Source organism: Haladaptatus sp. ZSTT2, assembly GCF_037081775.1.
GTDB lineage: Archaea > Halobacteriota > Halobacteria > Halobacteriales > Halococcaceae > QDMS2.
The window spans coordinates 1,533,112-1,546,785 of record NZ_JBAMHQ010000001.1; the positions used below are offsets into that span (position 1 = coordinate 1,533,112).

The 13,674-nt window shown below is 62.6% G+C and carries 12 protein-coding genes; 7 read left to right on the top strand and 5 right to left on the bottom strand.

The genetic code is table 11. From position 1 onward, the window contains the following. Nucleotides 1-376: 376 nt before the first annotated feature. The 4 genes from V5N13_RS08390 (at nucleotide 377) to V5N13_RS08405 (ending at nucleotide 4,532) form a co-directional block, all read left to right on the top strand. The gene (locus V5N13_RS08390; protein ID WP_336360399.1) at nucleotides 377-1,705 is read left to right on the top strand and encodes an ammonium transporter; all 1,329 of its coding nucleotides are present in this window, start codon (nucleotides 377-379) and stop codon (nucleotides 1,703-1,705) included. Continuing rightward, nucleotides 1,698-2,063: a P-II family nitrogen regulator gene (locus tag V5N13_RS08395; protein WP_332897455.1), complete on the top strand. Its 366-nt coding sequence runs from the start codon at nucleotides 1,698-1,700 to the stop codon at nucleotides 2,061-2,063. Before V5N13_RS08390 ends, V5N13_RS08395 begins: the two co-directional genes overlap by 8 nt. 84 nt (nucleotides 2,064-2,147) lie before the next feature. Continuing rightward, nucleotides 2,148-3,284: a non-hydrolyzing UDP-N-acetylglucosamine 2-epimerase gene (wecB, locus tag V5N13_RS08400; protein WP_332897456.1), complete on the top strand. Its 1,137-nt coding sequence runs from the start codon at nucleotides 2,148-2,150 to the stop codon at nucleotides 3,282-3,284. Nucleotides 3,285-3,308: 24 nt separating this feature from the next. Next, the gene (locus tag V5N13_RS08405) at nucleotides 3,309-4,532 is read left to right on the top strand and encodes a glycosyltransferase family 4 protein (protein ID WP_336360400.1); all 1,224 of its coding nucleotides are present in this window, start codon (nucleotides 3,309-3,311) and stop codon (nucleotides 4,530-4,532) included. A 3-nt stretch (nucleotides 4,533-4,535) separates the two neighbouring features. On the opposite strand, the gene V5N13_RS08410 is transcribed toward V5N13_RS08405, so the two are convergent. The 4 genes from V5N13_RS08410 to V5N13_RS08425 all read right to left on the bottom strand — a co-directional run bounded on the left by V5N13_RS08410 (nucleotide 4,536) and on the right by V5N13_RS08425 (nucleotide 10,569). Next, complete coding sequence (locus V5N13_RS08410; protein WP_336360401.1) at nucleotides 4,536-5,807, bottom strand: nucleotide sugar dehydrogenase; 1,272 nt, start codon at nucleotides 5,805-5,807, stop codon at nucleotides 4,536-4,538. Beyond that, nucleotides 5,804-7,606 (bottom strand): class I SAM-dependent methyltransferase, encoded by a 1,803-nt coding sequence (locus tag V5N13_RS08415; RefSeq protein ID WP_336360402.1) that lies wholly within the window; start codon nucleotides 7,604-7,606, stop codon nucleotides 5,804-5,806. Before V5N13_RS08415 ends, V5N13_RS08410 begins: the two co-directional genes overlap by 4 nt. A gap of 90 nt (nucleotides 7,607-7,696) precedes the next feature. Continuing rightward, nucleotides 7,697-9,106, bottom strand: coding sequence for a sulfatase-like hydrolase/transferase (locus V5N13_RS08420; protein WP_336360403.1), 1,410 nt, complete (start codon nucleotides 9,104-9,106; stop codon nucleotides 7,697-7,699). Nucleotides 9,107-9,153: 47 nt separating this feature from the next. Next, nucleotides 9,154-10,569 (bottom strand): oligosaccharide flippase family protein, encoded by a 1,416-nt coding sequence (locus tag V5N13_RS08425; protein WP_336360404.1) that lies wholly within the window; start codon nucleotides 10,567-10,569, stop codon nucleotides 9,154-9,156. A gap of 154 nt (nucleotides 10,570-10,723) precedes the next feature. Between V5N13_RS08425 and V5N13_RS08430 the strand changes: the two genes are divergently transcribed. Next, nucleotides 10,724-11,950, top strand: a complete 1,227-nt coding sequence (locus tag V5N13_RS08430) for a glycosyltransferase family 4 protein (protein ID WP_336360405.1) — start codon at nucleotides 10,724-10,726, stop codon at nucleotides 11,948-11,950. 2 nt (nucleotides 11,951-11,952) lie between these two features. On the opposite strand, the gene V5N13_RS08435 is transcribed toward V5N13_RS08430, so the two are convergent. Beyond that, entirely contained in the window at nucleotides 11,953-12,468 is a 516-nt protein-coding gene (locus tag V5N13_RS08435; RefSeq protein ID WP_336360406.1) for a DoxX family membrane protein, read from the bottom strand. A gap of 325 nt (nucleotides 12,469-12,793) precedes the next feature. Here V5N13_RS08435 and V5N13_RS08440 point away from each other — a divergent pair, with 325 nt between their 5' ends. Both V5N13_RS08440 and V5N13_RS08445 read left to right on the top strand, forming a co-directional pair. Continuing rightward, nucleotides 12,794-13,129, top strand: coding sequence for a DUF7471 family protein (locus V5N13_RS08440; protein WP_336360407.1), 336 nt, complete (start codon nucleotides 12,794-12,796; stop codon nucleotides 13,127-13,129). Beyond that, nucleotides 13,129-13,641, top strand: coding sequence for a winged helix-turn-helix transcriptional regulator (locus V5N13_RS08445; protein WP_336360408.1), 513 nt, complete (start codon nucleotides 13,129-13,131; stop codon nucleotides 13,639-13,641). The genes V5N13_RS08440 and V5N13_RS08445 overlap by 1 nt, the downstream gene beginning before the upstream one ends. Nucleotides 13,642-13,674 lie beyond the last annotated feature (33 nt).

Here is a 13,674-nt window from a genome sequence, read left to right on the forward strand (position 1 = left end):
GCGCACCACCGCGCGCACACTGAGGGAGGGAGAGGGGCTCAGAGAGAATCGACAGCGGGCGACACTTTTTGCGAAACGTCTCACACGCAGGCGGTGAAACAGCCAAAAATACAGCTGGTTTACATTCCCAACATCTGTGGCAACATTTGTCCTGCCAGTGGACAAAATACATCCTTATATCACTCTTATCCGTTTGTAATTTGCACGTTTGGCGAGTTATCCTCCAAAAATAGGTGTTTTTTCAACGCCAACACATATGTATGGCCATACCATGGCAAACTACTGTGACTCAGTACAGTAACGCACGTTTCACTGCGGATTTAGTGGACGAACGGGCACATACACACGAAAAACCATTACAGATGGCGGGGGGAACATGCTGACGCTTCCACTGCAGGTAGATCCGGCAGTCATCGTAGAGGGCGTCAATCTGCTGTGGGTGCTGGTTGGCACCTTCCTCATCTTCTTCATGCACGCCGGCTTTGCCATGCTCGAAGCCGGACAGGTGCGCTCGAAGAACGTCGCAAACCAGCTCACGAAGAACATGCTGACGTGGAGCGTCGGCGTCATAGTCTTCTTCCTCGTTGGCGCGGCTGTTTCGACCATCGTCGGTGACATCACCGGCGGCAGCGCGTACTCGGTTGGCGGGGCGTTCGCAGACACGCTCTCGCCTGCGAGTAGTAACGCATGGGTCGGTTGGCTGTTCGGCGCGGTGTTCGCCATGACCGCAGCCACCATCGTCTCGGGCGCGGTCGCCGGCCGGTGTAAACTCCGTGCCTACGTGGCCTACACCATCCTGCTCGCCGCCATCATCTACCCAGTCGTCGTCGGCTTCACGTGGGCCGGTGGCATGCTCGCCGCGCTTGGTTTCCACGACTTCGCCGGCGGCATGATCGTCCACGGCATGGGCGGCATTGCGGGCCTCACCGCGGCGTGGATTATTGGCCCGCGCCTCGACCGCTTCAACGCAGACGGCAGCGCGAACGTCATCCCCGGCCACTCCGTGACGTTCGCGGTGCTCGGCACGCTCATCCTCGCCTTCGGCTGGTACGGCTTCAACGTCGCCACCGCGGCAACGGTGTTCGCCGTCGAAGACGGCCAACTCGTCCTCGGCGCGTTCCAGTCGGTCGGTCGGGTCGCGCTCATCACCACCCTCGGGATGGCTGCGGGCGCAATCGGTGCGGGCGGACTCTCACTCATCCGGACGAAGAAAGTAGACACGCTCTACGTGGCAAACGGCATGCTCGCCGGACTCGTCGCCATCACGAGCAGCGCAGACGACCTCGTCTGGACCGGCGGCCTCATCATTGGCCTGCTCGCGGGCGCACAGCTCCCGCTTGTCTTCGAGTTCTTAGAAAAGCGCCTCCAAATCGACGACGTGTGTGCGGTGTTCCCCGTCCACGGCTCTGCGGGCATCCTCGGTGCGATTCTCTACCCCTTCTTCGCCGTCTCGGGCTTCTCCGTAAGCCAGCTCATCGCCCAACTCGCGGGCGTCGGCGTCATCGCCGTCTGGACGATTGCCTCGACGGTAGTCGTCTTCGGCGTCATCAAGGCGCTCGGTGAAGCGCGCGTGAGCGCAGAACACGAGCGCGAAGGCCTCGACATCTCCGAACACGGCGTGGACACCTACCCCGAATTCGGCCAGCCAGACACCCTGACCGATGGTGGTATCCGGACGGACGGCGGAGTGTGTGACGATGAGTGACACGGCAAACGACGGGCAGATTAAACTCGTCATGGCGTACATCCGCCCCGACAAGCTCGGCGACGTGAAAAAAGCACTCTCCGAGGCGGGCGCGCCCAGTATTTCGGTGACGAACGTGAGCGGCCGGGGCAGCCAACCCGCCAAGAAAGGGCAGTGGCGCGGCGAAGAGTACACCGTTGACCTCCACCAGAAGGTCAAAGTCGAGTGTATCGTCGCCGACATCCCCGCAGAAACCGTCGTGAGCGCGATTCAGGAGGCGGCGAACACCGGGCAGCCGGGCGACGGGAAAATCTTCGTCCTTCCGGTCGAGGAAGCCGTCCAGATTCGCACGGGCAAGCGCGGCCGCGACGCGGTATAGACCAGTCTCTTCGGGCTCTTTTTCCGCCTGCTCCCTAACAGGTCAGCCCAAACAAATAACTCGCTCGTCCAGTATGCTTTCGTAGTGACAAAAGCCCCTCCACAGCCGTGGCACTTGCTTTTCGTCGTCGGCACGCGACCAGAGATTATCAAGATGTCACCGGTCATTCGCGCAGCCGAGGCCCACGACGACGTGACGTTCACGATTTGCCACACGAACCAACACTATGACGAGGAGATGAGTGCCGTGTTTTTCGAGACACTCGGGCTTTCGAATCCGGCCGAAAATCTCGGCGTTGGGAGCGGCGGCCACGCTCAACAAACCGCAGACGCGCTCACCGAAATCGACAGCCTGCTCGATATCTACGAGCCTGACGTGGTCGTTGCACAGGGAGACACGAATGCAGTGCTCTCTGCGGCACTCGCCACGAGCAAAGCCCCAGCCCTGTTCGCACACGTCGAAGCCGGCCTCCGAAGCGGCGACCAAGCGATGCCAGAGGAAGTAAATCGGGCGCTCGCAGACGACGTGGCAGACTTGCTGTTCGCTCCAACCGAAACCGCCCGAGAGAACCTCCAGAATGAGGGTATCGAAGACGGGGTGTTCGTGACTGGAAACACCATCGTAGACGCCTGCGAGGAGAACCTCGCTATCGCCAAGCGCAAATCGACGATTCACGACGCGCTCTCGCTTGAGGAACCCTACGCCGTGGCGACGATTCATCGACCGCGAAACACCGATTCGACTGCCCGGCTCCACGCCATTCTGTCGGCGCTTGCGTCACTGCCGTTCCCCGTGGTGCTCCCAGCCCATCCGCGCGTCGCCGCGAAAATCGACACCTGGAGCGAGGGAGACCCGACGGCGCTCACGGTCACAGAACCGCTCGACTACGTCGATTTCCTCAGCCTCCTCGCAGACGCCCGCGTGGTCGTGACCGATTCGGGTGGCGTCCAAGAGGAAGCGTCCATCCTTGAGGTGCCCTGTCTCACCGTCAGGCCGAACACCGAACGCCCCGAAACCGTCGCCCATGGCGTAAACGAGTTGGTGACACCCGATGCCCTCGGCGACCGCCTCAGAACCCTGTTCGAGGATGCCGAGGCGCGGGCGGCGATGCGCGGTGCGCCGACCCTCTACGGCGACGGCACTGCTGGCACCCAGATTATCGACCGTATCTGCACCGCACTCGAACCACCGGGTCAGCGAGCGACCGCCACCGCCGAATAACAAACACAGTCAATGCACATTTGTATGGTTCTCGCGCACACGTACCCGCCAGACGTGCGTATCGAAAAAGAAGTCGCCTCGCTCACGAAGGCAGGGCACACGGTCACGCTTCTGTGCCGAGGCGAACCCGGCGCACCGACGCGCGAGCGCGCAGACGGAATGGACATCGTCCGAATCGAAGAGGGATCGCTCACCGCGAAAACACGGCGACTGACGAGCGCGGCGGTCAATCTGCTCGCAAACGTTCACCCGCTCTGGGTGCGCAAACTCGACGCGCTCGTCGCCGAAACAGACGCAGACGCCATCCACGTCCACGACCTTCCGCTCGTCCGAGAGGGGGTCATCGTCGGGAATCGATCCGGGATTCCCGTCGTCGCAGACCTCCACGAGAACTACCCCGAGGCACTCCGACTGTGGCGAGAACCTCATTCGGTGAAGACCGCCCTCGACGACCCCGAGTTCGCGGTCCACTGGGCACTCAAGCCCGTTTCACGCTACAAGCGCATCGAACGGCGGTGTGTGAAAGCCGTAGACCACGTCGTGACCGTCACCGAAGAGGCAGCAACCCACTACCATCACGACTGCGCCCTCTCGCCGTTTCGTTCGACCGTCGTCTCGAACACGGTCAATCTCGACTGGTTCACCGGCGACGAAACCCCCGTTCCCGGCTACGAAGACGAGTTCGTCATCAGCTACGTCGGGACGTTCGGCGTCCACCGGGGGCTGACGACCGCGGTGAAAGCGCTGGAAACCATCGTCACCAACGTCCCGAACGCGCGCCTCCTGCTCGTTGGCGCTGGCGCAGAACCCTACGAGAACGAACTGCGCGAACTTGCAGCACGTCACGGCGTGACAGATCGGGTCACGTTCACCGGGTGGGTTGACTTCGCTGACTTCCCGGCGTACATGGCGGCGAGCGACGTGTGTCTCGTCCCCCACGCCTCGACCCCCCACACGAACACCACCATCCCCCACAAACTGTTCCAGTACATGGCGATGGCGAAACCGGTCATCGTGACGGATCTCCCGCCGCTTGCTCGCGTGGTCGAAGATGCCGACGCTGGCCGGGTCGTCGAAGCCGGAGACGCCACCGCACTCGCGGAGGCGGCCTGCGCGCTCGCCGCGGCTCCAGACGAAGCCACGCGGCTCGGAAAAAACGGGAGGGACGCGGTCGAACACCGCTACAACTGGGAGCTCGAAGGTGAGAAACTCGTGGCGATGTACGAAGGCCTGCTCGCAGACGAGTGAGGGCTACGTGGTGCCGTCACCGAGCACGGAGACGCGAAAGCCAGCCTGCTCCCACTGGGCCTGGTCGATGAGTGCGCGCGTGTCAACGACGGTTTTCGTCGCCATCTGTGCACTGACTGACGACGGGTCGAGCGTTGCGAACTCGCTGTGGTCGGTGAGGATGACGATGCAATCGCTGTCAGCGACCGCCGAGTCGAGTGGTTCTGGTTCCACGACGAATTCGGTGACGAACGGGTCGTAGACGCGAATCTCGTAGCCGAGTCCGGTGAGGAGTTCGACGAGCCGTTTTGCCGGCGTCCTGCGGGTGTCGCCAACGTCTGCCTTGTAGGCCGCGCCGAACAGCGTGACCGTCGCCCTCGTGTCGTCTGAAAGCACCGACCGAATCAGGCGGACGACGTGGCCCGCCATCGAGGAGTTCACCTCGCGGGCCAACGAGATGAGTCGGTCGTGGGTCGCGTGCTGCGAGAGGAACTGTGGGTCGACGGGGATGCAGTGGCCGCCAACACCCGGCCCGGCGCGGTGGACGTTCACTCGCGGATGCTCGTTTGCGAGCGCTGTGGCTTCGTGTCCGTCGAGGGAGAACTCCTCTGCGATGAGCGCGAACTCGTTTGCCAGCGCGATGTTCACGTCACGAAAAGTGTTCTCGACGAGTTTGACGAACTCGGCGGTTCGGGGCGTCGTCGTGCGAATCGCGCCGTCTACGAACGAGTCGTAGAACGCGACGGCGTGAGTTATCGATGCCTCGTCTGTGCCGCCAACGACGCGGTTGTTCTGCGTGATTTCCGTGAGGGTGTCACCCGGACTCGCCCGTTCGGGGCAGTAGGAGAGGTGAAACTCCCCGATTGAGAGCCCGCTGTCTTCGAGAATTGGCGCGATAAGTCGCTCGGTCGTTCCCGGTGGCACCGTCGATTCGAGAATTACGAGGTCTCCCGCAGCGAGCGTCGGGACGACCATCTCTGCTGCCGCGCGGATGTAGCTCAAATCCGCAATCCGGCTCTCGGTGTGAACCGGTGTTGGTGTGACGATGACATAGATATCCGCGTCAACAACGCTCGTGTGGGCCGAAAATCGGTCTGTGACCGCTGCATAGAGGTCGTCGATACCCGGTTCGGAGACCGGAACGTCGCCGTCGTTGAGCGCGGCGACGTGGTCGGCATCGATATCCACGCCGACGACGTCGTGTGACTGGGCGGCGAGCAGGGCAGTTGGGAGGCCAACGTGGCCAAGCCCAAGGACGCACACACGCGCGTCGGAAGCCAGCTGTTCTGCGCTCATCGGAACGGCCCGTCTGCGTCGAGGAGATTGGTGAGCGCCATGATGTACGAGCCGACTTCGTAGGCTCCCTTGTACATCTGGTCGGGGACGTCCATGTGGCCATCTCGGGTCACGAATCGCATTGGGACGCCGAGGCCGCTCAGCTCTGTGAGGTCTGCGTCGAGCGCGTTGGTTCCGTATATCCACGCCATGGCCTCACCGACTGCGCGGTCGTAGTCGCGCTCACCACCGGCGGCATAGTAGTGGGTGACGGCGTTCACGAAGAACGTCTGGTGACACTCGTACAGGAAGTCCCAGTGTGGCGGACGGCGGTCGAAGAAGTCGATGACGAACTCCGTCCAGCCGCGAATCGGCTGAGCGACGTCCTCCCAGATGAACGCACCGTCTGCCTGCATTCGCTCGTCGATAGTGTAGTCCAACACGAGTTCGAGGCTGTCTAAGTAGCCCGTCTTGCCCGTCACCTCGATGGCGCGGGCCATCCCCCAGATGGTGTACATCTGATTCTGATGGCGGCGGGTCGTGCCGTTGTCGAACTGGAAGGTTCCAGAGGGTGGGTCGAGCCGTTCGTTGATCTCCCAGAGCGCATCCTCGATGGCGGCGAGCACGTCCTCGTCACCGGTCTGTTCGTAGAGATACGACCAGCCGTAGGCGAGCAGGCTGTCCTCCGCGTGAGAGAAGTCAAACGCCTCGCGCGAGTAGTCGAACAGCGTGCGTGCCATCTCAGCATACTCCTCCTCGAAGACGGAATCAGCGAGCGCGTAGCTCAGGATGAGCGGGCCGACGCCGTAACTGGGCATTCCGATTCGGCTGGGGTCGTCTGCGAGTTTGTCCTCAAAGTAGGCGAGTTGGTCGCGCAGCTTCTCGTCTACGGCGTCAGTTCCTCGCTCGGAGACGCGCCACTGCATCGCCCCCATGAGCGCGAACGGGGCGTAGCGCCACTGGATGGTGTCGTCGCGGGTCCACGAGAGGTCCGCCGGGCCTGCCGGGGCGTGTTCCCCGGTGTCGATGGAGTAGTCGAGACCGCGGATGAACTTCGAGTCGTGTGTATCCCAGAAACCGTTGTCCTCGGCCTGACGAAACAGGCACTCGAGGGCGCTTTCGAGCGAGTCGTCGTACTCCATGGGTTTCGCGCCGAGCACGAGATACGCCGCCTCGTTCCAGCGGTCGCGTTTGGTGAGTTCCTTCGTGGCGCGCCACGAGAAGTCCACGAACGGTTCTTGCATCGTGGTCGGCAGCGACTTCACGATGCGGTGGATGCGGTCGGGGTACTGGAACACGAGGTCGTAATCGACCAGTTGCCAGTCGGGCGCGATGATGTCGAGCGCCTCGTCGGGTTCGTAGTAGCGAAAGCGGTTGCGCCCACGGGTGGCGTACGGCGAGCGGGGCGTCGGGACAGAAAACGAAAAGAGGCCGTCCGATTCGAGGACGCGGTTGACCTCCGCGGTGAGGTGGTCGATGTCGAGGAACTTCCAGTCGTACGGCCCAATTGACACGGCGGCGTCGAAATGGTCGTCCGGAAACGGGAGGTCGGGTTTCTCTGGGTCTGTGACCTCGTATCTGTCTACGTCATCACCGAGAATGTCACGGGCGTGGTCGATTGCGTCGGGCGAAAAGTCAACGCGGGCGACTGCTTCAGCCTGCAACCCGGCGGTGACGTTCGACTCTGAGGCGATGTCGAGCACCCGCGTTCGCTCGCCGAGTTGCTCCCAGGCGTTCAGTCGCTCTGCATCCCTGAGATACTGGATTTCCGGACTCGCCGGCGGTTGCTTGACCCATCGCTGGAGGACTTTGTCTCGCATTCGTTTCGACAGTGGAGTCACACACCGTAAGTGTCACGGCCAAGACCACTTGCAAACGCGCCGAGGGCGCGCGAAGAAGGACACGGACGGTCAGCGGTAGCCGAGGTCTTCGAGTCGGTCGAGGACGGCATCATCCATCGGCGTTTCGTCCTCTTCCGCGGCCACGGAAACGGCACCGAGAGCGGTGTCGAACTCGGTTCTCACCCACGAGGGTACCGACGACGTGTCAGGCGGTCTCGATTGCCAGCACGGTCTGTCGTGGTCGAGTTCGACCGCCTGCTCGACACCGAGACTGTCCCACTCGTATTTCGTCTCGCCGTCGTACACACAGCGGATGCGTCGGGTCCAGTACGCAGGGTCGGTTTCTCGAAGCGGGTCGTTTCCGGGCGTCATCGCGAGCACCTCCGCGGGGATGCGGTCTGCGGTCACGTCAGGCGTTTCGTCGTGCGCCAGCCCCGCGAGCAAGCGACGGAGTTCGAGATGGGAGACATAGTCGGATTCGACGGCGTCGTAACCGGCAGGCGGATTGATGATGAGCAACGGAACGTGCAGGACCCCTTCCGTGAGACTCGTGATGTGCCCGAGGTGCCCGTCGTCTTCGGGCAGTGCGAGGTTTTCGCCGTGGTCTGCCGTGATGACGACAGTCGTTTCGCGGTCGGTCGCGGCGAGGACGTCGCTCACGAACTCGTCGACGACGCGGTCGAGGTACGCAATCGACGCGCCGTAGAGGTCGCGATACCAGCCGAGCTGTCGGTTGATTTCGGGCGACGGCTCCACCGCGTCCCACGTCTGGAGTGGGCGAGACGACCAGCCCGTGGGCACGTCGTAGCTTTCACGGTCGTAGCCCAGCGTGTCGCGGTGGGGTTCGTGCCCCTCCATGAAGTTCACGAACAAGAAGTAGGGGTCGTCGCGGCCGTCGATTCGAGAGCGTGCCGCTCGACACGCCGACCTCGCCCCGTCGTCGAAGAGAGCCGGGAATTTCGAGAGCGGGCCGTTTCGCGAGAGATGCTGGAGTTGGGCGGCAACGGTGTTCGCGAAACTCGTTCCCGTCTCGGGGTGGGCGAGGCAGGCGCGAAGGACGGCGGCGTATCGCGCCAGCCCCGGCTCGGTCTCTTCTGCGATGAACGTCGGGGCGTCGAGCGCGTCGGGGTAGCGGTGGTCGCGGGTGATGTCCACGAACTCGTCGAAGATGGCGTCAAAGCCGTAGGCCGACCCGGCGTAGATGTTCGAACTCACGCCGAGAAACTGGTGGTCGGGCAGGTCGTCACGAATGGTCTCACGCGCTGAGAGGGCGTCGAGACGCGGGTTTTTCGCGTGTATCCCGTGTTCGTGGGGGAGGTCGCCGGTGACCATGCTCGCGTGGCTCGGCACGCTCCAGCAACTGGCCGCGCGACACTGCTCGAAGGTGACGTCAGCTCGGTCCTGCAGGCGCGTCGCAAACCGGTCGAAAAAGTCCTTCCTGACCGTGTCGAGACAGCACAGGACGACGTTTCGTGACATGCAGCTACTCGACGCAAAGCGGGCGACTCGCATAAGCCCACGGGCAGTCAGAACAGGCCGCTTCCGAGCAAGCGTTCGCGCATGGTGACGTTGGTCAGAATGACGCCACCGTACACGAGCGCACCGACGGCGACGAGCGCGAACAGGCCGAATTCGTTGCCAAGCGGGAAGACGCCGGCCAACGCGGCGACGACGACGCCCATGACGACCGCGCCGCCAGCCTGCCACGCGAGCGTGACGTAATTGACACGTATCTCGATGTACTGGCGGAGATAGTAGACCTGCGAGACGGCGGCCACGGTTGCCGTGGTGAAGGTTGCGACGGCCGCACCAAGCATGCCGAACGGCGGCACGAGGATGAGGTTGAGCACGACGTTCGCGCCAAGGGTGAGGATGTTCGTCCAGAAGACGTGTTCGGGCTGGTCAATCCCGAACAACGTGTTCTGCGTGATGTTCTTCACACCCTCTGAAATCTGCCCGGTGAGGAGGATGAGGAGGATGGTGGTTCCGGCGCTGTAGCCATAGAGCGTCTGGAGCAGCGAATCACCGATGAGGTATGCGCCGATGAGCGCGGGAAACACGAGGATGAGTGCGAACGAGAGCCCCTGCGTGAACCCGCGTTCGACACGGTAGAGTTGGCCCGCCTCGTGCCAGCGCGTCATCGACGGGGCGAGCGAGATGCCGATGACTTGGGCGGCCAGAAGCGTGACCGCACTCAGCATCCAGACCGTCTCGTAGATGCCGACCGCGGCTTTGGTGGCGAATGCGGCGAGGACGAGCGTGTCAGCCCAGTTGTAGGCGAGCGAACTGACGTTCATCCCGACGGTGTACTTAGAGAAGTCAAAGAGGCTCGTGAGCGTCGTGAGTGTGGGCACCGAAAACGAGGTTTCGAGGACGGCGTAGGAGGCGATTCCCTTGAGGACGTTCCCGGAGATCCGCCCGACGACGAGGGCGAGGACGCCCCAGCCTGCAACGAGGAGGGCGACGCTAATCGCGAGGCGGCTAATCTGGTCGAGCAGTTCTAACACCGCCGTCGTCGCGACGCGGTTTTCGCCCTTGAGTGCGGAGCTGAGCAGGTTCGAACTGACGGCAATCGCAACCCCTGCAACCGCGAGCGGTGCCGCGGCAGCGAGGCCGACGTAGTCAGTCAACTGCGGGCCAAACAGCAACAACAAGCCGCCCGCGATGGCGAACGGAACGATGAGTAAGACAAACGACCCCGAGAGATATCGACCTCGCTCGTGGTCGGTTTTCGCCTGATTCATCCGCTTGACCACTGCCCCCGGCAGGCCGAATTTCGAGAAAACGCCGGTCACACTCACCACGGTAACGAAGGTGAAGTAGACGCCGAGACCCTCCGCTCCAAGCTGTTGGGCGAAGTAGATGACGCTCACGAATCCGAGCAACTGAGAGAGGATTCGCGACCCGAACAGCGCGATGCTCGCGCGGTCTACCTCACCCATCGTGTGCCATCACTCCGAACGCGACCAGGCCGGTCATTGCCTGCATGCTCAGTCGACCGGCCCCTTTGCTCTTTCGTCCACGAGTCACGAAAATCGACTTGCGGCACCGCCGCGGGCAACAGAATTAAGCCGCCACCGCCGAAGTCCACAGGAAATGCACGTCTGCATGGTGCTCCGAAAGGAGTTTCCGCGAGACATCCGCGTCGCAAAAGAGGCGCGCGCCCTGCAGGCCGCTGGTCACGACGTGACGCTCATCTGTCGCACAACAGCCAAGAAGCCAGCCCGCGAGACCGTCGACGGCATCGATGTGTGGCGTTTTTCCGAACACGACCAGTCTCCACTGAGACGCCAACGCCAGACGTTGCAGTATCTCGTGACGTTCGTCCACCCCTTCTGGAAACGCGCCATCGAAACCGTCCACGAATCGAAGTCAATCGACGCCATCCACGTCCACGACCTCCCGCTCGTGGGCACGGGACTTGCCGTCGGCGACGACCGCAGCGTCCCGGTGGTTGCAGACCTCCACGAGAACTACCCAGAGGCCATCCGACAGTGGCGTCGGATGCACAGCGTCGAAGACGTGGTGACGAATGTTGGGTTGCTCACGAAGTACGCCGCCCTGCCGATACGGCGGTGGAAGCGACTCGAACGAAACTGCGTCCAGCGCGCAGACGGCGTCCTTGCCGTCTGCGAGGAGGCAAAAGCCCACTACGTGACCGATTGTGGGGCCGACGCCGACTCGGTCGCTATCGTCGGAAACACGGTCGACCGAACCCACTTCGACACCGACGCGAAGCCCGTCGCTGGGTTCGAAGACGAGTTCGTCATCAGCTACGTCGGCAAGTTCGCCCCTCACCGCGGCCTCGAACCTGTGGTCGAAGGGTTCGCCGCAGTCCGCGACCGACTTCCGAACAGCCGCATTCTCATCGTTGGCGCGCCCGGAAGCGCCGAGTATGGCAGTCGATTCGACGCCTTCTGCGAGCGCCACGGCGTGACGGATGCGATGACGTTCACCGGGTGGGTCGATTTCGAGGAAGTCCCCGCCTACATGGCGGCGAGCGACGTGTGTCTCGTCCCCCACGCCTCGACCCCCCATACGGACACCACCATCCCCCACAAACTGTTCCAGTACATGGCGATGGGCAAACCCGTGCTCGTCTCCGACGTGCCACCGTTAGAGCGCGTCGTCGGTGAAACGGACGCTGGCGTTGTTGCGACAGCCGACGACGCAGACGCAATGGCGGCCGCACTGGTCGAACTTGGCACCGACCAAGAGCAAGCGGCGCAGTGGGGGGAGAATGGCCGCAGAGCCGTAGCAGAGCGGTACAACTGGATGCACGATGCGAAAACGTTGCGAGAGACGTACGACTCGCTCTGCTGAGTTCAGCCGAGTAGGTAGCGGAGCCACCGGTGTTCGGCGGCGACTGCCGATTGCTCTAGCCTTGCATCGAGGCCAGCGATGCGGCCCGCGCCGAACGCGGAGAGACAACCGAGCGCGATGATGTAGATGATGTGTTGATCCACAAGGATGCCGTTCGAGAGCGGGAGGCTGCTCGCCCAGAACATCGCCATCATCGCGCTCGCCCAGAGTGCGCTCCAGCGGACAAACGCGCCGAGCAAGAGGCAAAGGCCGGTGAGGGTGAGGCCCCACTGGACGAGTAAATCGACGGCAGGGATCGTGGCGAGGGTGGGCCAGAGGGTGGAAAACGGGTTACCGGCCGGAACGGCGTTTTCGAGGTAGCCAGCGGCTGTCCACGTCGGGTCGGTGACCTTGGTGATTCCGCCATAGAAGAATACCCACCCGAGGGTGACGCGGAGCACGACGAGCGCCGGAGCGGCGAGGAAACTCGTAGAGAACGCGTTGCCGTGGCCGGCCGCCACTGAGCGATCAGGAGCCATGTTCAGACCTCCGTGCCGGTCGCGGTTTGGTGTCGGTACGTGAAATGCGTGCCATTAACGGGTAGCGCATATTTTTAGACGCGTCTAAAGATATTATTAGTGTTACGGAAACAATTGATTCGTGTTGGAGGATAGTGAAGTTCCCAAATTCTCTCTTCGGGTGGCTGAGTGTCAGCAACGGGCAGAAACAGACGTACCGAGTTGAGAACGGGAATTGTTATAAATTGTATTCTGCTATACGAAATTCGGATGTGGCCGTGCGGTCGCGCGTGGAAATTCGCACGAGAGACAGCGATAAAGGTGGCTGACCCCGAATAACGGGATAATGGAGTTGGGAGTGCCGGGAGTAGCGTTGCACGCGGCGACGACGGCGACAGACCTGTCGCTGGTTGCAGTCGTCGCGCTCGCGTCGATTGGGGGTGCGCTCTTGCTCGGACTCGCCCTCGCCGCGTTTCTTCGCCGGCAGTCGCGGCCGTACCTGCTTGTCGCCCTCGCGCTTGCGGCGCTCGTCGCCCGGTCGGTCGTCGCGGCACTCGCGATGACGGGGACGGTCGATACGAACGTCCACCACCTGCTCGAACACGGCTTCGACGTGGCGCTCGTCGCCCTCGTCATCGGCGCGGTGTACTACGCGCGGACGATTTCACAGGAGGCTGTCTGATGGCCCACCAACGCGACCGCATCTTCGCCCACATCGACGCCCACGCGGGGTTACACTTCAACGAGCTGGCGCGCCAACTCGACTTGGCCCCCGGACAGGTGCAGTACCACACCCGGAAACTGGAGCATCAAGGAAAAATCGTCGCGGAGGCGCTGTTCGGCCAGACGCACTATTTTACCACCGGCTACGACCCGTGGGAGCGCAGAACGCTCGCGCTGTTTCGCCGCGAGACCGTCCGTGACGTGCTGATTTACCTGCTCGAACACGGCCCCTCGCGGCCGAACGCGGTGGCTGACGCGCTCGACATTGCGCGGAGTACGCTCGAATGGCACCTCGATAACCTCGTCGAGGCAGCGATTGTCGAAAAGCGCCGCGACGAGCAAAATCGCGTGACGCTCGCGCTGTGTCGGCCAGCTGAGACGGCGCGACTGCTTGGTTCGATTACGTCATCGGTCCCCGACCGGTTCGTAGACCGATTCATCAGGTTGGTCGATTCGTTCCTCGCGGAGTGAGAGAGTCAGTTCTTTCGTCCCCGAGCGAGAAGC